Source organism: Micromonospora sp. NPDC005215 (assembly GCF_040607915.1).
Lineage (GTDB): Bacteria > Actinomycetota > Actinomycetes > Mycobacteriales > Micromonosporaceae > Micromonospora.
On record NZ_JBEXHQ010000045.1, the window covers coordinates 1 to 22,179 of the forward strand.

Below are 22,179 nucleotides of genomic sequence, written 5' to 3' on the forward strand. Positions count from 1 at the left end.
GGCGGGGCGGGGCGGCGGGGCGGGGCGGCGGGGCGGGGCGGCGGGGCGGGGCGGGGCGGGGTCAGCGCACTACTTGGCCGCGGAGGATCGTGCGGGACGGGGCGCGGACGACGCGGAGGTCGAGGCGGGGGTCCTCCGGGTAGACAGTCAGGTCGGCGAGACCGCCCTCGACCAGGCCGGGGAAGCCGAGCCACTCCCGGGCGCCCCAGGAGGCGGCGGCGAGCACGTCGATCGGCGCCATACCCGCCCGCTCGTGCAGCAGCAGCATCTCCTCGGCGGCCAGCCCGTGGTCGATGCCGCCGCCGGCGTCGGTGCCCACGTAGATCGGCACTCCCGCCTCGTGCGCGGCGCGCACCACCTCGGGGAAACCGTCACGCAGCGCGAGCATGTGGTCGGCGTACCCGGGGAACCTGGCCCGTGCCTGCTCGGCGATGCCGCCGAAGGTGGCGATATTGATCATCGTGGGGATCAGCGCGGTGCCCCGCCGGGCCATCTCGTCGATCAGGTCGAGGCTGAGCCCGGTGCCGTGTTCCACCGAGTCCACCCCGGCCCGCACCATGATCTCGACCGCTGATTCGGAGAAGGTGTGCACCGCGGCGCGTACCCCGGCGTCGTGCGCGGCCCGCACGGCAGCGGTGAGGGTGTCCGCGTCCCAGGCCGGCGCCAGGTCACCCACGCCGCGGTCGATCCAGTCGCCGACCAGCTTGACCCAGCCGTTGCCGGCCCGCGCCTGCGCGGCCACCGTGGCGGCCACCTCGGCGGCGCCCACCTCCACCCCGATGTCGCGCAGGTAGCGCTTCGGTGGCGCGACGTGCCGGCCAGCGCGCGCCAGTCGCGGCAGGCCCGGTTCGTCGTCGAGTTCGGGGTACGGGTACGGCGAGCCGGCGTCGCGGATCGCCAGCACGCCGGCGTCCCGGTCGAGGTGGGCCAACTCGCGGGCCTGGTCGAGGGAGGTGATCGGGGCGCCGCCGCGGGCGATGCCGATGTGGCAGTGCGCGTCGACAAGCCCGGGCAGGACGAAGCCGCCGTCGACCACCGTCTCCGCGCCGGGCACCGGGGTGAAGGTCACCCGGTCGCCGACCAGCCACAGATCGCGGACCTCGTCGTCGGGGAGCAGCACACCGCGCACGTGAAGAGCCATGCGCACAGTCCTACCCGATCACTCCTCCTCGGGGGCGAGCAGGTCGTTCTTCCGGGTGGTCAGGGCGGGCAGGTCGACGGAGACCTTCCACGGGTGCTCGGTGACGAACAGGTCCTCGGTGTGCGCGACCTGCTCGTACTCACGATTGGCGCCGAGCACGTACTCGGTGAGCGTGACGCGTTCCTGGAGCGGATCCACCACCCAGTAGGACCGGATGCCGGCGTGCTCGTACACCTTCGCCTTGTCGTACAGCCCGCCGTCACCGACACGCGTCAGCGCGGGCCCTTGTCGCCGCCCTTGCCGAGCTTGTTGAAGTCGATCTTCGGGAGCTTGAAGCCGGGCGGTAGGCCCTGGCCGCCCGCGAGGTCGTTCGGGTCCATCCCCGGCGGGAGCTGCGGCATGCCACCCGGGAAGCCCGCGGGCATCCCGGCACCGGCGCCCGTGCGGGGCCGACCGCCGCCCTTGGTGCCCTTGCGCTTGTTCTTCGGGCTCTTGGTCGCCTTGCGTCGGCCGCCGCCGGGCAGGCCCATCATGCCGCCCATCTGCTTCATCATCTTCTGCGCGTCGGCGAAGCGGTTGAGCAGCTGGTTGACGTCCATCACGGTGACCCCGGAGCCGTTGGCGATGCGCGCCCGGCGGGAACCGTTGAGGATCTTCGGGTTGGTGCGCTCGCCCGGGGTCATCGACCGGATGATCGCGGTGACCCGGTCGAAGTGGCTGTCGTCCAGGTCGGCGAGCTGGTCCTTCATCTGCCCCATGCCGGGCATCATGGCCAGCACGTTGGCGATCGGGCCCATCCGCCGCACCGCGATGAGCTGGTCGAGGAAGTCGTCAAGCGTGAACTGCTCACCGCCCATCAGCTTGGCGGTCATCTTCTCCTTCTGATCGGAGTCGAAGGCCTGCTCGGCCTGCTCGATCAGAGTGAGGACGTCGCCCATGCCGAGGATCCGGCTGGCCATCCGGTCGGGGTGGAAGACGTCGAAGTCCTCCAACTTTTCGCCGGTGGACGCGAACAGGATCGGCTGCCCGGTCACCTCGCGGACCGACAGCGCGGCGCCACCGCGGGCGTCGCCGTCGAGCTTGGAGAGCACCACACCGGTGATGCCGACGCCGTCGCGGAACGCCTCGGCGGTGCGGACCGCGTCCTGACCGACCATCGCGTCGATGACGAAGATGACCTCGTCCGGCGAGACGGCGTCGCGGATGTCGGCGGCCTGCTGCATCATCTCGGCGTCGATGCCGAGCCGGCCGGCGGTGTCGACGATGACGATGTCGCGGGCCGCCCGCTTCGCGTGCTCGATCGAGGCGCGGGCCACCTGCACCGGGTCACCGGTGCCGTTGCCGGGCTCCGGGGCGTACACCTCGACGCCGGCCCGGCCACCGAGCACCTGGAGCTGCCCGACGGCGTTGGGGCGCTGGAGGTCGGCGGCGACGAGCAGGGGCTGGTGCCCCTGGCTCTTGAGCCAGCGGGCCAGCTTGCCGGCCAGGGTGGTCTTACCGGAACCCTGGAGACCGGCCAGCATGATCACGGTCGGCGGCTGCTTGGCGAACTGGAGCCGCCGGCCCTCGCCGCCGAGCACGGTGATCAGCTCTTCGTTGACGATCTTGATGATCTGCTGGGCCGGGTTCAGCGCCTCGGAGACCTCGGAGCTGCGGGCCCGCTCCTTGACGGCCGCGATGAAGCCCTTGACCACCGGCAGCGCGACGTCCGCCTCCAGCAGCGCGAGGCGGATCTCGCGCGCGGTGGCGTCGATGTCGGCGTCGGTGAGCCGCCCCTTGCCGCGGAGCTTGGTGAAGATCCCGGACAGGCGGTCACTCAAGGTGTCAAACACGCGAACATCCCGTTTGTCAGTGTTCCGGCGGGCACAACGCGGCCGGCACTGCGGAGTCCGGCCACCGCTAGGGTAACCGCCCCGCCGCAAGGCCGCTGTCGCCCGGCCCGGGCCTCACCCCGACACCAACCCCGACTGGTACGCGAACACGACGAGCTGGGCCCGGTCCCGGGCTCCCAGCTTGCCCATCGCCCGGCTGACGTGGGTGCGCGCGGTCGCCGGGCTGACCACCAGCCGGGCGGCGATCTCCTCGTTGTTCAGCCCCTCACCGACCAGGCCGACCACCTGGCGCTCCCGGTCGGTGAGCGTGTCCAGCCGAGGGTGCGGGCGGGGCACCCGGGACGGCCGGGTGGCGAACTCCCGCACCACCCGACGGGTCACCGACGGCGACAGCAGCGCCTCCCCCTCGGCGACCAACCGGATCGCGCGCAGCAGCTCAGCCGGTCGGGTGTCCTTGGTGAGGAACCCGCTCGCGCCGTGCCGCAGCGCGTCGAAGACGTACTCGTCCAGCTCGAAGGTGGTCAGCACCACCACCCGGGTGGCGGTCAGTTCGGGGTCCGCGACGATCCGCCGCGTCGCCTCGATGCCGTCGATGCCGGGCATCCGGATGTCCATCAGCACCACGTCCGGTCGCTCCCGACGCGCCAGCTCCACCGCCCGCAGCCCGTCGGCCGCCTCGCCGGCCAGTGCCAGGTCGTCCTCGCTCTCCACAAGCGCGCACAGACCGAGCCGGACCAGGTCCTGGTCGTCGGCGATCAGCACCCGGATCACGTGGCCGGCTCCGCGGGCAGTCGGGCGTACACCCGGAAGCCGCCACCGGCGTGCGGCCCGGTGGTCAACCACCCGCCCAGCGCCGTGACCCGCTCCCGCATCCCGGCCAGACCGTGCCCGCTCTCGTCGTCGGCCGGGTCGGTCCCGGCGGCCCTGGCACCCGCACCCCGGTCGGTGACCTCGACCGTCACCTCGTCGGCGCGGTAGTCAACTGTCACCTGCGCGTTCGCCACCCCCGCATGGCGCAGCACGTTGGTCAACGCCTCCTGCACCAGGCGGTACGCGGCCAGGTCCAGCGCGGCCGGCAGCTCCCGGGGGGCACCGACCACACGTACCTCGACGGCGAGCCCGGCGCCGGCGAGCCGGTCGCGTAGTGCCGGCAGCCGGGCCAGGCCGGGTACCGGCTCGCGCTCCGCACCCCGCCGAACCGCGCCCAGCGTGACCCGGAGTTCGTCAAGCGCCTCACGGCTGGTCCGGCTGATCGCGGTCAGCGCGGTCTCCGCCTGCTCGGGTCGTTTCGGCAGCAGGTGCAGGGCGATCTCCGCCTGCATGCTGATCGCGGCCAGCCCGTGCCCCACCACGTCGTGCACCTCCTGCGCGATCCGCAACCGCTCCTCGTCGGCCCGCCGCCGGGCCTCCTCGGCGCGACCGCGGGCCTCCTCGGCCCGGCTGCGCGCCGCCACCTCGCGGTTGACCCGCACCACGACCCCCACCGCGAACGGTACGGCCACCCAGGCCGACGCCGGGAGCACTCCGGCCCAGCCCGGGGCCGGACCCCGGGACCAGAAGACGTGCGTCAGCAACACCACGAACGCGCCGCCGATGACGAGCGCCGCCGGACGCACCGGCAGCCGCACCGCCACCGTGTACACCGCGACCAGGAACGTGAGCAGGATCGGCCCGTACGGATAGCCGAGCACCAGGTACGTCGCGGTGTCCACGGTCACCACGGCGAGGGTGGTGACCGGGACCTGCCGCCGGGCCAGCAGAGCGAGCGCGGCCACCGCGATCAGCAGTCGACTCGCGGTGTCCACCGGTCTCGACCCGGGCTGGTTGTCACCGGCCAGACCGGTGGCGAGTTGCCCGAACCCGAGCAGCGCCAGGGCAAGCACGGCGTCCGCCGCCGCGGCCCGCCACCCACGCTGCCCGTTCCATCGCATGGCCGTCATTCTGCCCGCGCCGACGCCCCCCGACGTGCGTCCGCGAGCGACACCGTTCCTACGCCCCCGGACGTAGGGGCCGCCACAACCCCGGCCCACGTCCCGCGCCTGGAGAGAGCCGCAGGTCAGACAGCGGCCAGGACGGCTTCCTCCAGGCGCGCTCGGGCCTCGTCGTCCGGCCAACCGCCGACCAGGTAGAAGGCGTCCACCACGTCCGCGCCGAGAGTGGAGATGCGCGCTGCGCGGACCAGTGCGCCCGCCTCGTCGAGCGCGCAGGTGACCCGGTAGAGCAGGCCGGCGGCGTCGGCAGCGCGTAGCTCCAGCAGCACGGCGTCGGTGGCCGCCTCGCGGTGCCAGACAACCCGGGGAGCGGCACCGCTGCCCCGGGCGGCGAGCGCCCGACCGCGCAGTCGCTGGGTGACCGACACGTCACCGCCGACCGCCCGGCGCAGGTCGGCGCGGAGCGGCACCGGATCCGGCGGCAGGCCGTAGCGGGGTTGCACCCGGCACTCGACAAGTGCCCGGCCGTCGACCACTGACGCGTCCGCGGAGATCACTTCCAACCGGTGCAGGGCCAGGCAGCCGGCGACCGTGGCGAGCAGGCCCCGCCGGTCGGCCGCGGCGACCGACACCCGGTCCCCGGTCAGGTGGACGACCGGCAGTGGCCCGGCCAGCAGTGCCGGGTCCGGTGCCGGCGGCTCGGGCAGCACGCCGGTGTCGAGTGCGGTGCGGACCCGGGCGACCAGCTCGGCGACGAGCCGGCCCTTCCAGTCCGACCAGGCCGCCGGCCCGGTCGCCGCCGCGTCGGCCCGGACCAGCGCGTGCAGCAGGTCGAGGGTGCCGGTGTCACCGACCGCCTCGGCCACCGCGGCGATGGTGACCGGGTCGGCCAGGTCCCGGCGGGTGGCCACGTCGGGCAGCAGCAGGTGCAGACGGACCAGCGTGCCGATCAGCTCCACTTCGCTGGGGGGCAGACCGATCCGGGTCGCCGCCGCCTGGGCAACGGGCACGCCGACGGTGCTGTGATCACCGGGGAGGCCCTTGCCGATGTCGTGCAGGAGAGCACCGAGGAGCAGCAGGTCGGGGCGTTCCACCTCGCGGGCGTGCCGGCTGGCCTCGTGAGCGGTCTGCACGAGGTGCCGGTCGAGGGTGTAGCGGTGCACCGGGTTGTGCTGGGGCAGGCTGCGTAGTCGGGTCCACTCGGGCAGCCAGCCGTCGACCAGGCCGTACCGGTCGCAGGTCTCCCAGGCGGGCACCAGGCCGGGACCGGCGCCGAGCAGAGTGGTAAGCGCGGCCCGGGCCTCGGCCGGCCAGGGCGCGGGCAGCGGCGGGCAGTACGCCGCCAGCCACTCGCAGGTGGCCCGTGCGATCGGCAGGCGGGTCGTAGCCGCCGCGGCGGCCACCCGCAGCGAGAGGCTCGGGTCGGGGCGCGCCCCGATCGCCGTCCGGGCCAGCACCAACTCACCGTCGTGCTCGACCACGTCACGGGCCACCGGTCGACGCGCCGGGCGGCCGTTGCCGCCTCGGGACCGGCCGGAGCGCAGCCGGTCGGCGGCGCGGAAGGCGTCATCCAGAGCGTGGCTGACCGTGCGCGCGTCACCGGCGACCCGCCGCAGGAGGGCGTCGCCGTCTTCCACGACGGCTCCAGGCCGCCGCGCGGCGTCCGACGCGCCGGGCTGGAGTTGTCGCAGACCGAGCAGGGCGGCCACCCCGTCGCGTTCCTGGGCGACCAACCGGTCGACCCGGCGGCCGACCTGCTGGTGCAGGGCGTCCCGGGTGTCCAGCAGGCGAAGGTGGGCGGCGCGGACGGCGGGACGCAGCGCGTCGGTGATGCCGGCGGCGGAGATCGCCCGCAGCAGACCCACGTCGCGCAGGCCACCGGCGGCCTCCTTGAGGTCGCCCTCCAGCAGAAACGCCAGCTCACCGTGGGCCTGCCAGCGCGCGGTGGTGACCTCCCGCAGGCCGGGCAGGTGCCGTACGGCGGTGCGCCGCCAATGATCGGCGGCGGTGCGGATCAACGCGTCGGCCAGCGCTTGGTCGCCCACGATCAACCGGGCGTCGAGCAGCCCGAGGGCGACCTTGACGTCGTCCTGGGCAACGGAGAGCGCCTCGGCGACGGTTCGCACCGAATGGTCGAGTCGCAGGCCCGCGTCCCAGATCGGATACCAGATCGAGGCGGCCAACTCGTTCGTGCCGGGCACCCCGGCGTGCAGCAACACCAGGTCGAGGTCGCTGTACGGGGCACACTGGCGGCGGCCCAACCCCCCGACGGCGAGCAGTGCCACTCCGTCCTGCGCCGGCAGTAACCCGCGCAGAAACGTGTCGTACGCGGCCGCCCGGGCCAGCCGGGCGGCCTCCCCGATCCCCCCGGGAACGCCGACGACCTCGTTGATCAAGAGGTTCGCGTCACCGTCAGCGGTGTTGCCTGACGCGTCCTTCTTGATCAACGAGGTCATGTCAGTCGTGGTCCAGGTCAGAGTGCGTCGAGGCCGCGTTCGCCGGTACGCACCCGGACGACCTCTTCGACACCGGTGACCCAGACCTTGCCGTCACCGATCTTGCCCGTGCGGGCTGCCCCGACGATGGCGTCCACCACCTTGTCCACGTCGATCTCGTCGGTGAGCACCTCTACCCGGATCTTGGGCAGGAACTCGACCGTGTACTCGGCACCCCGGTAGACCTCGGTGTGCCCCTTCTGCCGCCCGTACCCCTGAACCTCGCTGACGGTCAGCCCGGCCACCCCGAGGGCGTGCAGGGCCTCCTTCACCGCGTCCAGCTGGTACGGCTTGATGACCGCGGTCACCAGCTTCATGTCCAACCCCTCCATCCCAGGAACGTTAACCGGCGACCTTTTCGCTTACCGGCTCGGCGGGCTCCGCCTCCGGCTTGGCGCCACTCGTCGTGCCGCCACCGGGGGTGCCGATGCCGGCCATCGCGAACGCGCTGCCCGTGCCGCCACCGGCCGGGGACAGGTCGTAGCTGCTCTCGGCGTGCTCGGCGATGTCGATGCCGTCGACCTCCGCCTCACCCTTGACCCGGAAGCCGATCGTCTTCTCGATGACGAAGGCGAGCACCCAGGCGATGCCGAACGACCAGGCGGTGACGATCAGGCCGGCGAGGGCCTGCCGCCCGAGCTGGGTGGCGCCGCCGCCGTAGAAGAGACCGTCGGAGGCGCCCACCACGTCGGTGATCGCGGCGTTCACCGAGTTGGTGGCGAAGAGGCCGAGCCAGAGCGAGCCGATCCAACCGCCGACGAAGTGCACGCCGACCACGTCGAGGGAGTCGTCGTAGCCGAGCTTGTACTTGAGGCCGACGGCGAGCGCACACACCGCACCGGCGACGATGCCGAGCAGGACGGACGCCCACGGGGCGATGAAACCACAGGCCGGGGTGATGGCGACCAGACCGGCGACGGCGCCGGACGAGGCACCCACCATTGTCGGCTTGCGGGTCTTGACCCACTCGACAGCGATCCAGCCGAGCACCGCCGCCGCCGTGGCGAGCTGGGTGTTGATGAAGGCGAGGCCGGCGACCGAGTCGACTGTCAACTCCGAACCGGCGTTGAACCCGAACCAACCGAACCACAGCAGACCCGCACCGAGCGCGACCAGCGGGATGTTGTGCGGCTTCATGCCCTCCCGCGGCCAACCGAGCCGCTTGCCGAGCACCAGCGCCACGGCCAGGGCCGCCGCACCGGCGTTGATGTGCACAGCCGTGCCACCGGCGAAGTCCAGCGCGTGGATGTCACCGCCGATGATGCCGCCGCCCCACACCCAGTGCGCGACCGGGAAGTAGACGAGCGTCGCCCAACCGAAGGCGAACAGCAGCCAGCCGGCGAACTTGGCCCGGTCGGCGATGGCACCACTGATCAGCGCGACGGTGATCACCGCGAAGACCATCTGGAAGGCCATGAACACGTAGAGCGGAACCCCGATGCCGCTGGGGTTCTCCGCCGTGGCACCCCACAGGTCGGTCTCGGCGAGGAAGGTCTTGGTGCCGAGGTACGCGCCCGGGTCACCCCAGAAGCCGTTCACGTCGGTCCCGAAGGCGACGCTGAAACCGTAGAACCACCACAGAATAGAGATGAGCCCGATAGCCGAGAAGCTCATCATCATCATGTTGAGTACGCCCTTGGCCCGGTTGAGGCCGCCGTAGAACAGCGCCAGTCCGGGGGTCATGAGCAGCACGAGCGCTGTCGACACCAGCAGCCACGTGGTATTGGCGCCGTCGATCGTCGGTGCTTCAGGCACGCTGGCCTCCTAAAGGTGAAGTCCTCCTTCGCGGCTTTCCGGGGCAGCGTCGCCCGTAGGCCGGTTGCGCGGAAGCTTCGCGGCCGGCTGTTTCACCCACGGTCCCGTGCGGGTTTCCGGTTCGTGACGGGTTGTTTCGTACGTGTCACGAAGTCCGCACAGTCAGCGGCATGGACAATGGTGGATCGTTCGGACGGCGGACGTCGATGGCTGACCGGCCAGGCCCATCGCCCGGTCCGCTTGACGGGACCGGCCGAGCATCGACCGGTTGGCGCTCAGCGGAGGGCGTTCTCCAGGGCGTGCCGCTCGTAGTCGAGCAGCCGCAGATCCCGCATCGGCCGGCGCAGGTGGCCCTTGTGCACGATCCGGACGAACGCCGGCTCACCGGCGGCGGCCATCCGGCGGATCCCCTCGACGTGGTCCACGATCCGTTTGCGGATGGTCCGGATCAGCCGGTGCCGGTCGCGCGGGATCAACCCGTACGCGTCGGCGAAGAGCCGAAGCCGGCGCGGCCGGTCCGGGTGCTTCCAGCCCAGCGTGATCGAGTCCCGGTCCGCGAAGATCGGCACCCAGGTCCAGGCCGCGTACGCCACGTCGTAGATCCGCGCCCCGGGCGAGGCGAGATCGAAGTCGATCAGCCCGAGGGTGCCGTCCGGCCGCCAGATCACGTTGTGCGGCGCGGCGTCGTGGTGGCAGATCACCTCGGTGTCCGGCGGTGGGGGCCCGAACGAGCGCCAGACCGCCCCCGGTGCCGGGGTGAACCCGTACTGCGCGTCGTGGAACATCCGCAGCATCGTGGCGACGGTGACCAGCGCCTCGTCGGTCACCCAGTGCGGGGCGAGCGGATATTCGCCGCACTCCCCCTCCAGGTACGACAGCACCTCACGGTTGCGCTCGTCCATCCCGAGCGCCCGGGGCGCGCCGGTGAAGCCCACGTACTCCAGGTGCCGCAGCAGGGCGTGCACGGACGGCGTCCACGGCCCGGCGTTGCGGCGGACCGTGTCACCGACGCGGACGACGGTGCTCACGTTCCCGCCGTGCAGCGGGATCTCCTGCGAAGTCACGTACGGTCTCCCGAGGCGCTGCGAGGGGTGGCCGGGCTCGCGCCAGCCCGCGTACGCGCGATCGTCGGTGGTCACCCGAGACTACGCGTCCCGTCCGGTGGCCTCGGTCCCCAGCAACGCGTCAACGAACTGCGCCGGGTCGAACGGGGCCAGATCGTCCTTGCCTTCGCCGAGGCCGACCAGCTTCACGGGGATGCCGAGCTTGCGCTGCACGGCGATCACGATGCCACCCTTGGCGGTCCCGTCGAGCTTGGTCAGCACCACTCCGGTCACGTTGACCACCTCGGTGAAGACCCGGGCCTGTTCCAGGCCGTTCTGGCCGGTCGTGGCGTCCAGGATGAGCAGTGTCTCGTCGATCGGGCCCTGCTTCTCCACCACGCGCTTGACCTTGCCCAGCTCGTCCATCAGGCCGACCTTGTTCTGCAGGCGGCCGGCGGTGTCGATGAGCACGGTGTCCACGCCGGTGTCGATGCCGCGCTTGACCGCGTCGAAGGCGACGCTGGCCGGGTCGGCGGCCTCGGGCCCACGGACGGTCTCCGCACCGACGCGCGAGCCCCAGGTCTCCAGTTGGTCGGCGGCGGCGGCCCGGAAGGTGTCCGCGGCGCCGAGCAGCACGCTGCGGCCGTCGGCCACCAGCACCCGGGCGATCTTGCCGCAGGTGGTGGTCTTGCCGGCGCCGTTGACGCCGACGACCAGGACCACGGCCGGCACGCCGTCCTTCGGGGCGGTCCGCAGCGACCGGTCCAGGCTCGGGTCGAGCGCGTTGACCAGCTCGGCGGCGAGCAGCGCCCGCAGCTCGGAGGCCGAGCGGGTGCCGAGCACCCGGGTGCGCTCGCGGAGCCGGTCGACGATGTCGCGGGTGGCGTCGACGCCGACGTCGGCGGTGATCAGGCTGTCCTCGATCTCCTCCCAGACGTCCTCGTCGAGGTGGTCGCGGGCGAGCAGGCCGAGCAGGCCCTTGCCGAAGACGTTCTGCGAGCGGGACAGCCGCGAGCGGAGCCGGACCAGTCGTCCGGCGGTCGGCTCGGGCACCTCCACCGGTGCCTCGATGACCGGCGGTGGCTCGACCAGGACGCCGGTGGACAGATCGGACTCCGGTGCCTCCACCGGCGGGCCGGCGAGATCCTCCTCGGCTCTGGTGTCGACCTCGGTGCGGGGAAGCGGGGGCACGGGCCGCCGCCGCAGTCGCGGCACGACCAGCCCGACTGTGCCGGCGACCAGCACACCGAGCAGGACCAGAGCGAGGACGAGATATTCGGCCATGCCGGAATCCTGTCAGATGGCGGCGACGGCGTCCCAGCCACCGCACCCCGAGCGGTGCCCGGGGTCCCAGCCACCGCACCCCGAGCGGTGCCCGGGGTCTCAACCACCGCACCCGGCTGGTGCCAGGAACCGGCGGTAGGCTCGGCCGCATGCCCGCCGCACACCTCCTCATCGGCCCCCTCCTGCGGCGAGTCGTCGACACCCGGGCCACCATCTGGGTGGAGACGGCGGCACCCGCCGTGGTCACCGTCCGCACCGCCAGCGGCGCCACCGGCACCGCGCCCACCTTCTCGGCGTACGAGCACCACTACGCGTTGGTGGTGGTGGAGGGGCTCACCCCGGACAGCGTGACCACCTACGAGGTGCTTGTCGACGACGAGGTGGTCTGGCCGGTGCCGAGCAGCGGCTTCCCGCCGAGCGTGATCCGCACCCGGGCCGCCGACGACCGGGACCAGCCGGTCAACCTGATCTTCGGCTCGTGCCGGGAGACCACCCAGCACGCCACCACCCGGAAGCTGCCGCCGGACGCGCTGGACGCGTACGCCCGGCGGTTGATGGCCGACCCGGAGTCGAACCCGCCGCCCGACCTGCTGGTGCTGCTCGGTGACCAGGTCTACGCCGATGTCACCTCGCCCACGGTGCGCCGGCTGCTGCGCCGGCGGCGGCGGCGGCCGAAGGGCGCACCGGCCGACCAGGTGGTGAGCTTCGACGAGTACACAAAGCTCTACCTGGAGTCCTGGCGCGATCCCGAGATCCGTTGGCTGCTCTCCACCGTGCCGAGTGTGATGATCTTCGACGACCACGAGATCATCGACGACTGGAACACCTCGGCGGCCTGGCGTGCGGAGGTGCGCGAGCAGCCGTGGTGGCAGGAGCGGATCGGCAGCGGGCTCGCCTCGTACTGGGTCTACCAGCACCTGGGCAACCTGTCCCCCGACGAGATCGCCGCCGACCCGGTCTTCGCCAAGGTCGCCGCCGCCGAGGACGCCACCGGTGTGTTGCGTGAGTTCGGGCACCGGGTCGACAAGGAGTCGGACCTGGCGCACGACACCGAACGCTGGCGCACGGTGCAGTACCAGTGGAGTTACGCACTGGATCTGGGCCGGACCCGGTTGGTCATGCTGGACAACCGGTGCAGCCGGGTGCTCGACCCGGGGAGCCGGGCCATGCTGCCACCGGGCGAGTGGTCCTGGTTCCTCGACCAGGCGCACGGGATCTACGACCACCTGGTGGTCGGCGCGTCGCTGCCCTGGCTGCTGCCGCAGGGCATCCATCACATCGAGGCGTGGAACGAGAAGCTCGCGGACTCGCGTCGACCCTGGGTGGCACGCGGGGCGGAAAAGCTGCGCCGCGCGCTGGACCTGGAGCACTGGGCGGCGTTCCGGCGCTCGTTCGAGGCACTCGCGGAGACCTTCGCCCGCATCGGCACCGGCACCCCGAGGCAGTCCGGCGCGCGGGTCGGCGCCGGTCCGGCCTACGCCCCGCCGGCGTCGATCAGCGTGCTCTCCGGGGATGTGCACCACTCGTACGTGGCTCGGGCCCGGTTCTTCGACCCGGCGGTGGTCACGCCCGTGCACCAGCTCACCTGCTCACCGATCCACAACCAGGTGCCGGCCGGCATCCGTCCGCTGATGCGGATGGGCTGGTCGTCGGGTCCGGCGGGGGCCACCCGGGCGCTGGCCCGTTCGGCGGGCGTACGCCGACCGGGGGTGCGCTGGCGCAAGCTGGCCGGTCCCTACTTCGGCAACGCGGTCGCCACGCTTACCCATCAGGGGCGCGGGGCGGATGTGGTCATCGAGGGCACCACGAAGGACGGGCACCTACGCCCCGTGATGCGGCGTCGACTCTCCGGTGGTGGCGAGCCGCCGGCGTCGTAGTCTCTACGCCGTGGATGAGCACCTGCCGGAGCCGATCCGGGCGGTCGAGCACGAGTTGACCGCTCTGCTGCGTCGTGGACGGGCGGTTTCCTGGGAGATCGCCCGGGAGGTGCACCCGAATCTGGAGCCGAACACCTACGGGCTGCTGCTCTGGTTGCGGCGCAGTGGGTCGATCCGGTTGACCGAGTTGGCGGCGCGGCTCGGTGTGGGCAAGGGCACGTTGAGCCGGCAGATCAACGCGCTGGAGGTCCTCGGGCTGGTCCACCGCGATCCCGATCCGAGCGATCGGCGGGCCGCGCAGATCCACCTCACCGAGGAGGGGCAGCGCCGCTTCGACGTCGCCCGCGCGGCCCGGTTGGGCGAGTTCCTGCGCGCGCTGGACGGCTGGCCGAGCCGGGACGTCGAGGAGTTCGCCCGGCTGCTCGGCCGGTTCAACGACTCCTGGCAGTAGCGCCCCTCGACGGGGAATAGGGCGCCGGTCCGCCAAGTTGTTGCTTCAGGCAACCAAGGCATACGGTTGCTTCAGGCAACTCTCAGGCGGCCCGTGCGCACCACCCGCCGCCGCTCCACCTCAACTCCGCTCGGAGGCAACAACGATGAGCCAGGCGACAGTGCCCAGCCCGGCGACCGCCGTCACCATGACCCACCGGCAGATCCTGGAGGCGCTCTCCGGCCTGTTGCTCGGCCTGTTCGTCGCGATCCTCTCCTCCACGGTCATCTCGAACGCGCTGCCGCGGATCATCACCGAACTGCACGGCGGCCAGTCCGCGTACACCTGGGTGGTGACCTCGGCTCTGCTCGCGACCACCGCGACCACCCCGATCTGGGGCAAGCTCTCCGACCTGACCAGCAAGAAGACCCTCGTGCAACTGGCCCTGGGCATCTACGTGCTGGGCTCGGTGCTGGCCGGCCTCGCGCAGGGCACCGGTGAGCTGATCGCCTGCCGGGTGTTGCAGGGCATCGGCGCCGGTGGCCTCACCGCGCTGGCCCAGGTGATCATGGCCACGATGATCGCGCCGCGCGAGCGGGGCCGCTACAGCGGCTACCTCGGCGCCGTGATGGCCGTCGGCACCATCGGTGGCCCGCTGATCGGCGGCGTGATCGTCGACACCTCCTGGCTCGGCTGGCGCTGGTGCTTCTACGTCGGCGTGCCGTTCGCCATCGTCGCCCTGATCGTGCTCCAGAAGACCCTGCACCTGCCGGTGGTCAAGCGGAAGGCGCAGATCGACTGGTGGGGCGCCACCCTGATCACCGCGGCCGTCTCGGTCCTGCTGATCTGGGTCTCGCTCGCCGGCGACCAGTTCGCCTGGGCCTCCTGGCAGACCGCCGTCATGGTCGTCGGCGCGCTACTCCTCGGCGCCCTCGCCATCCGGGTGGAGACCCGGGCCGCCGAGCCGATGATCCCGCCGCGGCTGTTCCGCAACCGCACCATCACCCTCGCCGTCGTGGCCAGCGTCGCGGTCGGTGTCGGCATGTTCGGCGCGTCGATCTTCCTCGGCCAGTACTTCCAGATCAGCCGCGGGCAGAGCCCAACCATGTCCGGCCTGATGACCCTGCCGATGATCCTCGGCCTGCTTGTCGCCTCCACGGTCATCGGGCGGGTCATCAGCAAGACCGGCCGCTGGAAGCGGTACCTGGTGATCGGGTCGGCGCTACTCACCGTCGGCTTCGCGCTGATGGGCACGCTCCGCGCGGACACCAACTTCACAGTGCTCAGCGTCTACATGCTGCTGATCGGCGTCGGCCTGGGCATGACCATGCAGAACCTGGTCCTCGCCGTGCAGAACACCGTCGGCACGCACGAACTCGGCGCGGCCAGCTCGGTGGTGGCGTTCTTCCGCAGCCTGGGCGGCGCGATCGGCGTCGCCGCCCTCGGCGCGGTGCTCGCCCACAAGGTCAAGGACTACACCGCCGACGGGCTGGCCCAGCTCGGCATCCCCGCATCCAGCTCCGGCAGCGGTGGCACCCTGCCCGACGTGCACACCCTGCCCGGCCCGCTGCGGGCGGTGGTGGAGAGCGCGTACGGCCACGGCGCCGGTGACATCTTCCTGACCGCCGCCCCCTTCGCGCTGGTCGCGTTGATCGCGGTGGCCTTCATCAAGGAGGTGCCACTGCGCCAGCACAACGGCGACCCGGTTTCCGACGAGGTCGAGCGGGAATCGACAGTCGCAGCCGGCGCGGGCGCGGCAGTGGTCCGCACCGGCGAACAGAGGTGAGGTAGAACAATGAGCGTGGGAGCACCGGACCGCGAGGAGTACGGCCCCCGGACCCGCCCGCTGCCCTTCGAGCGCGGCACCGACGGTCCCCGGGTGGTCATGGTGGGCGTGGACGGCACCCGCACCTCCGAGCGGGCCGGTGCCTACGCCGCCGGCCTGGCCCGCCGGCAGGGCGCCGCCCTGGTGGTGGTCTTCGTCAGCTCGGCCAGCGGGCTGACCGCGCTGGTGCCCGGCATGGACGCCGGCGCGGTCCAGCGCACCCACGACGAGCTGGCCGACGAGCTGCGCCGGGAGTGCCGGCGGGGGGCCGAGCAGTGGGGCATCCCGGTGACCTTCGTGTGCCGGCGCGGCGACGCCTACGGCGAGTTGCGGGCCGCGGCCGACGAGTTCCAGGCCGACATGGTGGTGGTGGGCACCTCCGAGCAGGCCGGTCACCGGCTGGTCGGCTCGGTCGCCACCCGCCTGGTCCGCACCGGCCGGTGGCCCGTCGTCGTGGTGCCCTGAAATCCGCTCGCGACTGTCGTACCCGAGCCGCAGGATGACCCGATGACATGGAGAGCACCGAAGATCGACCGCAGTCAGGAGCCCCTGGTCGCTGATGAGCGCACCATGCTGGACGGCTGGCTCGATTACCACCGCGACACCCTGCTGCACAAGTGCGCCGGCCTGACCGCCGAGCAGTTGCGCACGGCAAGCGTCGAGCCGTCCGGCCTGAGCCTGCTGGGGTTGGTCCTGCACATGACCGACGTCGAGCGCTCCTGGTTCCGCCAGCGCTCCGCCGGCCAGGACCTGCCCGACCTCTTCGACTACGACACCGACAACGACGCCGACTTCCATGCTGCGGCCGGCGCCGACGCGGAGGGCGCCTTCGCCGCCTTCCGAGCCGAGGTCGAAGCGGCACGGGCGGCGGCCGAGGGACGGTCCCTGGACGAGACGTTCGAGCTGACCCGCAGCGACGGGACCCGCACCTTCAGCCTGCGCTGGGTGTACGTCCACATGATCGAGGAGTACGCCCGGCACAACGGTCACGCCGACCTGATCCGGGAACGCATCGACGGCGTCACCGGCGACTGACCGACGCTCAGTGGCCCAGGGCCGCCCGCAGGTAACGCAGGTCGGCGTGGCCGCCCCAGCGGTGCGCCGACAGCCCGGCGGAGCGGGCACCCCGCACGGCCCAGTCCTCGTCGTCGACGAAGAGGACCCGGGCCGGCGGGGTGGCCAGCGCCTGGCAGGCGGCCTGGAAGTATTCCGAAGCCGGCTTGTGTACGCCGATCGTGGAGGAGTTGACGACCACGTCCAGCTCACCGACCAGGCCGAGCGCGGCCAGGTCGGCGTCCAGCAGGTCGGTGGCGTTGGTGGCCAGGCCGACAGTGATCCCGGCGGCGCGGACCTCCCGGACGAACGCCAGCACCTCCTTGTCGACCTCGCCTCGATGGCTCTGCCACTGCTCGACGGCGGCGCGGGCCCGTTCGGGGCTGCCCACCGACTCGGTCAGGGCGTCCGCCACGCTGCTCATCCACTCAGCGTGGCTGACCTGGCCGGTGAGCACCGGCTGGAGCCGTCCCCACTGCATGGCGATCTCGCCGAGCACCCCCTCGGAGAGGCCGTACTCCCGCTCGACAACGGCGGCCACCGCCGGGTCCCACCGGCGCAGTACGCCGTCGAAGTCCAGCAGGAGCGCCGTCGCGCGTTCCCGAGCCACTACCCGTTCTCCTCGCCGCGGCGGTGCCGCTGGTCGTCCTCGTCGGCCCGGTTGAGCCGTTGGCTGATCACCTGGGTGACCCCGCTGCGCATTGTCACTCCGTAGAGCGCGTCGGCGATCTCCATCGTCCGCTTCTGGTGCGTGATGACGATCAGCTGACTCTTCTCCCGCAACTGTGCCAGCAACAGGATCAGCCGTCCCAGGTTGACGTCGTCGAGCGCCGCCTCCACCTCGTCCATGATGTAGAACGGGCTGGGCCGGGCGCGGAAGATCGCCACCAGCATGGCCACCGCGGTCAGCGACCGCTCGCCACCGGAGAGCAGGGACAGCCGCTTGATCTTCTTGCCCGGCGGGCGGGCCTCGACCTCGACGCCGGTGGTGAGCAGGTCGTCGGGGTCGGTGAGGATCAGTCGGCCCTCGCCGCCGGGGAAGAGCACTGTGAACACCTGCTCGAACTCCCGGGCGGTGTCCTCGAAGGCGCTGGCGAAGACCTCCAGGATCCGCTCGTCCACGTCCCTGACCACGGTGAGCAGATCCCGACGGGTGGCCTTGAGGTCCTCCAGCTGCTCGGAGAGGAACTTGAAGCGCTCCTCCAGCGCGGCGAACTCCTCAAGCGCGAGCGGGTTGACCTTGCCGAGCAGGGCCAGTTCGCGTTCCGCCTTGGCGGCCCGCTTCTCCTGCACCGGCCGCTCGTAGCGCACCGGCTCGGGCACCGGCAGGCCGTCACGTTCGGCCGCCGCGATGTCGACAGGGGTCGGCGGGACGGGCTGCGCCGGGCCGTACTCGGCGACCAGCGTCTCCACGTCCAACCCGAAGTCCTCGGCGGCCTTCGCCTCCAACTGCTCGATGCGCAGCCGCTGCTCCGCGCGGGCCACCTCGTCGCGGTGCACCTGGCTGGTCAGCCGCTCCAGCTCCCCGCCGAGGCGCTTGGCCGCCCCGCGTACCTCCTGCAGCTCGGCCTCACGGGCGGCGCGTTCCCGGGCGACCGCGTCGCGGTGCTCCTCGGCCGTCGCGATCGAGCTGGTGAGCCGGGTGAGCGCCTCCCGGGCGCCGCCGGCGACGGCGCGGGCGATGCCCGCGCCGCGGGTGCGCGCGGCTCGCCGGGCCGCGGCGCGTTCCCGCGCGGCCCGCTCCGCGGTGGCCTGCCGGGTCAGCGAGTCGGCGCGACCGGCGATCGAGGAGACCCGCTCCTCAGCGGTACGCACCGCGAGCCGAACCTCCATCTCGTTCTGCCGGGCCTGCGGCACCATGGCGGCGAGCTGGTCGCGTTCCGCACTGGACGGCTCGGCGTCGACCGGGGTCTCCTCGGCCAGCCGCAGCCGTTCCTCCAGCTCGGCGAGCGCGGTGAGGTCCCGCTGCCGGGCCGCCTCGGCGCGGGCTCGGGACTCGCCGAGGCGGTCGGTCTCCGCCTTCGCCGAACGGGCCGCCGCGCCCAGCTCGGCCAACCGGCGGGCGGCGGCGTTGCGGTGGCTCTCCGCCTCGCGCTGCTCGGCGGCGGCGTGCTGCACGGTTTCCTTGGCGGCGGCCACCTCGGCGCGCGCCTCGACGAGCTGGTCACGCAGTTCCGCGCCACCGCGCTCGGCGGTGAGTCGGTTGGTGCGGGCTTCCTCGACGGCCGCCTGCACCTCGATGTAGCTGGGGGCCTTGGCCGACCCACCGGCCGCCGCGTACGCCCCGACCACGTCGCCGTCCGGGGTGACCGCCCGCAGCTCGGGGTTGCTGGCGACCAGGTCGGCCGCGGCGGCGAGGTCGTCGACGAGCGCCACGTCCCGCAGTGCCCGGTGCACCGCCGGACGCAGCTCGGCGCTGCACTCCACCAGGTCGGGAGCCCACCGGGCCTCGTCGGGCAGCTTCGGGGGCAGCGCGTCCGCGGAGCCGGTCATACCGGGCCCCGCCGGGCTGCCGACGAGCAGGCCGGCCCGGCCGGCGTCGGAGATCTTCAACAGCCGCATCGCCTCGACGGCCTCGTCCACCCCACTGACGGCGACCGCGTCGGCGAGGCCGCCGAGCGCGGCGGCCAGCGCGGCCTCGTGGCCCGGCGCGACGGTGAGCAGCCCGGCGAGGCTGCCGAGCAGGCCGGGCACGTCGCCGGCGCGGGCGAGCAGCGCCCCGGCGCCGTCCTTGCGCCGCAGACCCAGGGCGAGCGCCTCCTCCCGGGCCTTCCAGGTGGCGGCGTCCTTCTCCGCCGTCCGTTCGGCGTCGGCCAGCGATCGCACGGTGGCCTGCGCCCGCTCCTGCACGGCAACCGCTTCGGCGTGCCGGGCGTCCAGGTCCGCGTTGTCCCGGTCGGCCTCGGTGGACTGGGCGGCCACCGCGTCCAGGTCGGCCTGTGCCTGTTCGGCGCGGCCCAACGCGTCGGCGTGCGCGACCGCGAGCCGTTCGATCTCCTCGCCGGCGCTGGTGGTCCGGGCTCGGGCGGAGTTGACCTGACCGGTGAGCCGGGCCATTCCCTCGCGCCGGTCGGCGATGGCCTTGGCCGCGGCGACCAGTTCGCGTTCGGCGGCGGCGAGCTGCCGTTCCAGCTCCTGGCGGTGTTCGACCGCCTCGGCCAGCCGGATCTGGTCGTCGGTGAGCGCCGCGCGCAGTTCCTCCTCCTGCTCGCGGACGCGTTCCGCCTCGGCTTCCAGCTGGTCCGGGTCGCGGCCGGGCCGTTCGTCGTCGCCGCCGGCGCTGAGGTGCCGCAGCCGCTCCCGGGCCAACTGCTCGATGGAGCGGAAGCGTTCCTGGAGGGCGGACAACTTGTACCAGGTGTCCTGGGCGGCGGCGAGCAGCGGAGCGTCCTCAGCGAGGGCGGCCTCCAGCTCACCGAGCCGGCCCTGCACCTCGGCGTGCTCGCCCTCGATCTGCTCACGCCGCTCCCGCAGCGCCGTCTCGTCGGCGATCTCCCGGTCGAGGGTGGTCCGCAGGGTGGCCAGGTCGTCGGCGAGCAGGCGCAGCCGGGCGTCGCGCAGGTTGGCCTGGATGGCGGCCGCTCGGCGGGCCACCTCGGCCTGCCGGCCCAGTGGCTTGAGCTGGCGGCGCAGCTCGGCGGTGAGGTCGGTCAAGCGATTGAGATTCACTTGCATCGCGTCGAGCTTGCGCAGCGCCTTTTCCTTGCGCTTGCGGTGCTTGAGGACGCCGGCCGCCTCCTCGATGAACGAGCGGCGGTCCTCCGGCTTGGCGTGCAGCATGCCGTCGAGACGGCCCTGCCCGACGATGATGTGCATCTCCCGGCCGATGCCGGAGTCGGACAGCAGCTCCTGGATGTCGAGCAGCCGGCAGGTGTTGCCGTTGATCTCGTACTCGCTCTCACCGGAGCGGAACATCCGGCGGGTGATGGAGACCTCGGTGTATTCGATGGGCAGCGCGCCGTCGGTGTTGTCGATGGTGAGGGTGACCTCGGCACGGCCCAGCGGCGCGCGGCCGGCGGTGCCGGCGAAGATGACGTCCTCCATCTTGCCGCCGCGCAGCGCCTTGGCGCCCTGCTCGCCGAGCACCCAGGCGATGGCGTCGACGACGTTGGACTTGCCGGAGCCGTTCGGGCCCACCACGCAGGTGATCCCGGGCTCCAGCTTCAACGTCGTGGCGGAGGCGAAGGATTTGAAGCCCTTCACCGTCAGGCTCTTGAGATACACCTTCTCGATCCTCGTCCGGTGGCCGCCGTACCGTCGCCGGCTGTGGGGACCTGGGTGAACTCGCAGACTAACCCGGTGGTGGGAGCGGGCGGGCACGCGACCCGCCCCGGGCCGCGTGCGGCGCGGGCGCGAGACGCGAGCGCGCTGTTGTTCTGGCGGTCACGACAGGGACGAGGGCCGTTCATGATCGGCTTATCGCTCGGCGTGCTATTCGGATACCGAGGACGCGGTAAGGGCGGGACCGGCCGCAAGATCACAAATCGTCGGCACCGAAAGGGGCCGGACAGTGTTGCGCGCCGGCACTGAGGTGTCGGCGCGCATTTTGCGAGAGTGCGATTCAGTTTTGCGACACGGAGATCAGGTCAGCGCCGGCTCGGCCAGACGGAGCAGATCATCTGCCTCCGCAGCAGCCGCCGCAAGCCGATCATTGTCGGCACGCAACCGTGTGATCTCGAACTCCAGTGCCTGAACCCTGGAACGCAGCCGGGTGACCTCGTCGAGCAGACGCCGGTCGGGCGCTGCACCTACGTGGCCGTAGAGGGCTTTCGCCATGCTGACTCCTTGATATGCGCTGCCGGAAAGGCCGGCCAACGCGCGCCCATTTTGCACGCGGCTGTCATTCCAGGCTGTATCTGGGCATGACCGGGCGCGACTGGCGACACCTATATATTGAGCCGCAAACCCCTCCTTCGTCAAGTTCTCGCAGGCCGTAGATCATCTCTACGTCGACCTGTCCACTTGTCGGGGGGCTGCCGCAATGGCACGGACACGCTCTGTCCGGACACCTTTACTGTACGCCCGGATCCGCGGAATTCCGCACCCTGGCGTCCGAGTTCCCCTTAACTCTTCCTTAGCCACGTTGCCGCAGGTCGCAGGCGCGCCGTAGCGTCACCCCGGCCCGCAACCGACCCGTGGAGGCATAGGCGTGTACGGCTGGACCGACCCGATGGACCCGAACGGCGCCTCCCGGCGCGCCGAGCGGCCGACCGACGAGCCGACCTGGCTGCACGACCGTCCGGAGCCCCGCTCGGCCTACCTGTTCGGTGACGACCCCGACCAGCCCGGCGACGAGTGGCACCGGGAGCAGCCCCCGACCGGCTGGCAGTCGGCCCCGGAGACCCCCGGCGCGCTGGGCGACGCTCACCCCGCCGCCAGGCCGGACCACCGCCCGGAGCACGAGCCGACCGAGGGCTGGCACGACAGCCGCCCGGCCGGCGCGACCACCGACGGGTGGCGCGGCAGCGCCCCCGCCGGGACGAGCAGCGACGGGTGGCGCGGCAGCAGCCCCG

Annotated in this window: 18 protein-coding genes and 1 pseudogene; 6 read left to right on the forward strand and 13 right to left on the reverse strand. The window is 72.2% G+C overall.

Going from position 1 to position 22,179, the window contains the following annotated elements; translation table 11 throughout:
* Nucleotides 1-61 precede the first annotated feature (61 nt).
* From ABZU25_RS26820 to ftsY, 10 genes are all read right to left on the reverse strand, one after another.
* Nucleotides 62-1,141, reverse strand: a complete 1,080-nt coding sequence (locus ABZU25_RS26820) for an amidohydrolase family protein (protein ID WP_355032139.1) — start codon at nt 1,139-1,141, stop codon at nt 62-64.
* Between the two features lie 18 nt (nt 1,142-1,159).
* Entirely contained in the window at nt 1,160-1,375 is a 216-nt protein-coding gene (locus ABZU25_RS26825; RefSeq protein WP_355032140.1) for a hypothetical protein, read from the reverse strand.
* A gap of 38 nt (nt 1,376-1,413) precedes the next feature.
* Complete coding sequence (ffh, locus tag ABZU25_RS26830; protein WP_355032141.1) at nt 1,414-2,973, reverse strand: signal recognition particle protein; 1,560 nt, start codon at nt 2,971-2,973, stop codon at nt 1,414-1,416.
* A gap of 114 nt (nt 2,974-3,087) precedes the next feature.
* On the reverse strand, nt 3,088-3,744 hold the full coding sequence (locus ABZU25_RS26835) for a response regulator transcription factor (protein ID WP_355032142.1): 657 nt from the start codon (nt 3,742-3,744) through the stop codon (nt 3,088-3,090).
* Nucleotides 3,741-4,904: a sensor histidine kinase gene (locus tag ABZU25_RS26840; protein ID WP_355032143.1), complete on the reverse strand. Its 1,164-nt coding sequence runs from the start codon at nt 4,902-4,904 to the stop codon at nt 3,741-3,743. Before ABZU25_RS26840 ends, ABZU25_RS26835 begins: the two co-directional genes overlap by 4 nt.
* 125 nt (nt 4,905-5,029) lie before the next feature.
* Nucleotides 5,030-7,360, reverse strand: coding sequence for a [protein-PII] uridylyltransferase (locus ABZU25_RS26845; RefSeq protein ID WP_355032144.1), 2,331 nt, complete (start codon nt 7,358-7,360; stop codon nt 5,030-5,032).
* A 17-nt stretch (nt 7,361-7,377) separates the two neighbouring features.
* Nucleotides 7,378-7,716: a P-II family nitrogen regulator gene (locus tag ABZU25_RS26850; protein ID WP_172862163.1), complete on the reverse strand. Its 339-nt coding sequence runs from the start codon at nt 7,714-7,716 to the stop codon at nt 7,378-7,380.
* A gap of 25 nt (nt 7,717-7,741) precedes the next feature.
* Nucleotides 7,742-9,154: an ammonium transporter gene (locus ABZU25_RS26855; RefSeq protein WP_355032145.1), complete on the reverse strand. Its 1,413-nt coding sequence runs from the start codon at nt 9,152-9,154 to the stop codon at nt 7,742-7,744.
* A 275-nt stretch (nt 9,155-9,429) separates the two neighbouring features.
* A complete protein-coding gene (locus ABZU25_RS26860; RefSeq protein WP_355032146.1) occupies nt 9,430-10,293 on the reverse strand; it encodes an aminoglycoside phosphotransferase family protein in 864 nt (287 codons plus the stop codon).
* 6 nt (nt 10,294-10,299) lie between these two features.
* The gene (gene ftsY, locus ABZU25_RS26865) at nt 10,300-11,481 is read right to left on the reverse strand and encodes a signal recognition particle-docking protein FtsY (RefSeq protein WP_355032147.1); all 1,182 of its coding nucleotides are present in this window, start codon (nt 11,479-11,481) and stop codon (nt 10,300-10,302) included.
* A gap of 149 nt (nt 11,482-11,630) precedes the next feature.
* Between ftsY and ABZU25_RS26870 the strand changes: the two genes are divergently transcribed.
* The 5 genes from ABZU25_RS26870 to ABZU25_RS26890 all read left to right on the forward strand — a co-directional run bounded on the left by ABZU25_RS26870 (nt 11,631) and on the right by ABZU25_RS26890 (nt 16,648).
* Entirely contained in the window at nt 11,631-13,358 is a 1,728-nt protein-coding gene (locus ABZU25_RS26870; protein ID WP_355032148.1) for an alkaline phosphatase D family protein, read from the forward strand.
* 10 nt (nt 13,359-13,368) lie between these two features.
* Nucleotides 13,369-13,809, forward strand: coding sequence for a MarR family transcriptional regulator (locus ABZU25_RS26875; RefSeq protein WP_355032149.1), 441 nt, complete (start codon nt 13,369-13,371; stop codon nt 13,807-13,809).
* 145 nt (nt 13,810-13,954) lie between these two features.
* On the forward strand, nt 13,955-15,574 hold the full coding sequence (locus ABZU25_RS26880; RefSeq protein WP_355032150.1) for an MDR family MFS transporter: 1,620 nt from the start codon (nt 13,955-13,957) through the stop codon (nt 15,572-15,574).
* Nucleotides 15,575-15,583: 9 nt separating this feature from the next.
* The gene (locus ABZU25_RS26885) at nt 15,584-16,078 is read left to right on the forward strand and encodes a universal stress protein (protein WP_355032151.1); all 495 of its coding nucleotides are present in this window, start codon (nt 15,584-15,586) and stop codon (nt 16,076-16,078) included.
* 42 nt (nt 16,079-16,120) lie between these two features.
* Nucleotides 16,121-16,648: a DinB family protein gene (locus ABZU25_RS26890; protein ID WP_355032152.1), complete on the forward strand. Its 528-nt coding sequence runs from the start codon at nt 16,121-16,123 to the stop codon at nt 16,646-16,648.
* A 7-nt stretch (nt 16,649-16,655) separates the two neighbouring features.
* Here the strand turns inward: ABZU25_RS26890 and ABZU25_RS26895 are convergent, their stop codons facing one another.
* The 3 genes from ABZU25_RS26895 to ABZU25_RS26905 all read right to left on the reverse strand — a co-directional run bounded on the left by ABZU25_RS26895 (nt 16,656) and on the right by ABZU25_RS26905 (nt 21,442).
* Complete coding sequence (locus tag ABZU25_RS26895) at nt 16,656-17,276, reverse strand: HAD-IA family hydrolase (RefSeq protein ID WP_355032153.1); 621 nt, start codon at nt 17,274-17,276, stop codon at nt 16,656-16,658.
* A complete protein-coding gene (gene smc / locus ABZU25_RS26900; protein WP_355032154.1) occupies nt 17,276-20,890 on the reverse strand; it encodes a chromosome segregation protein SMC in 3,615 nt (1,204 codons plus the stop codon). Before smc ends, ABZU25_RS26895 begins: the two co-directional genes overlap by 1 nt.
* 357 nt (nt 20,891-21,247) lie before the next feature.
* On the reverse strand, nt 21,248-21,442 hold the full coding sequence (locus tag ABZU25_RS26905) for a hypothetical protein (RefSeq protein WP_030487463.1): 195 nt from the start codon (nt 21,440-21,442) through the stop codon (nt 21,248-21,250).
* Nucleotides 21,443-21,815: 373 nt separating this feature from the next.
* Here ABZU25_RS26905 and ABZU25_RS26910 point away from each other — a divergent pair.
* Nucleotides 21,816-22,179: pseudogene (locus ABZU25_RS26910) on the forward strand (hypothetical protein); the annotation flags it as partial.

Excerpts from the sequence above, each read along its gene's own strand:
- ABZU25_RS26885 (WP_355032151.1), top strand. The coding sequence starts at position 15,584 with ATGAGCGTGGGAGCACCGGACCGCGAGGAGTACGGCCCCCGGACCCGC.
- ABZU25_RS26890 (WP_355032152.1), top strand. The coding sequence starts at position 16,121 with ATGACATGGAGAGCACCGAAGATCGACCGCAGTCAGGAGCCCCTGGTC.
- ABZU25_RS26845 (WP_355032144.1), bottom strand. The coding sequence starts at position 7,360 with ATGACCTCGTTGATCAAGAAGGACGCGTCAGGCAACACCGCTGACGGT.
- ABZU25_RS26880 (WP_355032150.1), top strand. The coding sequence starts at position 13,955 with ATGAGCCAGGCGACAGTGCCCAGCCCGGCGACCGCCGTCACCATGACC.
- ABZU25_RS26840 (WP_355032143.1), bottom strand. The coding sequence starts at position 4,904 with ATGCGATGGAACGGGCAGCGTGGGTGGCGGGCCGCGGCGGCGGACGCC.
- ABZU25_RS26905 (WP_030487463.1), bottom strand. The coding sequence starts at position 21,442 with ATGGCGAAAGCCCTCTACGGCCACGTAGGTGCAGCGCCCGACCGGCGT.
- ABZU25_RS26870 (WP_355032148.1), top strand. The coding sequence starts at position 11,631 with ATGCCCGCCGCACACCTCCTCATCGGCCCCCTCCTGCGGCGAGTCGTC.
- ABZU25_RS26850 (WP_172862163.1), bottom strand. The coding sequence starts at position 7,716 with ATGAAGCTGGTGACCGCGGTCATCAAGCCGTACCAGCTGGACGCGGTG.
- ftsY (WP_355032147.1), bottom strand. The coding sequence starts at position 11,481 with ATGGCCGAATATCTCGTCCTCGCTCTGGTCCTGCTCGGTGTGCTGGTC.
- ABZU25_RS26820 (WP_355032139.1), bottom strand. The coding sequence starts at position 1,141 with ATGGCTCTTCACGTGCGCGGTGTGCTGCTCCCCGACGACGAGGTCCGC.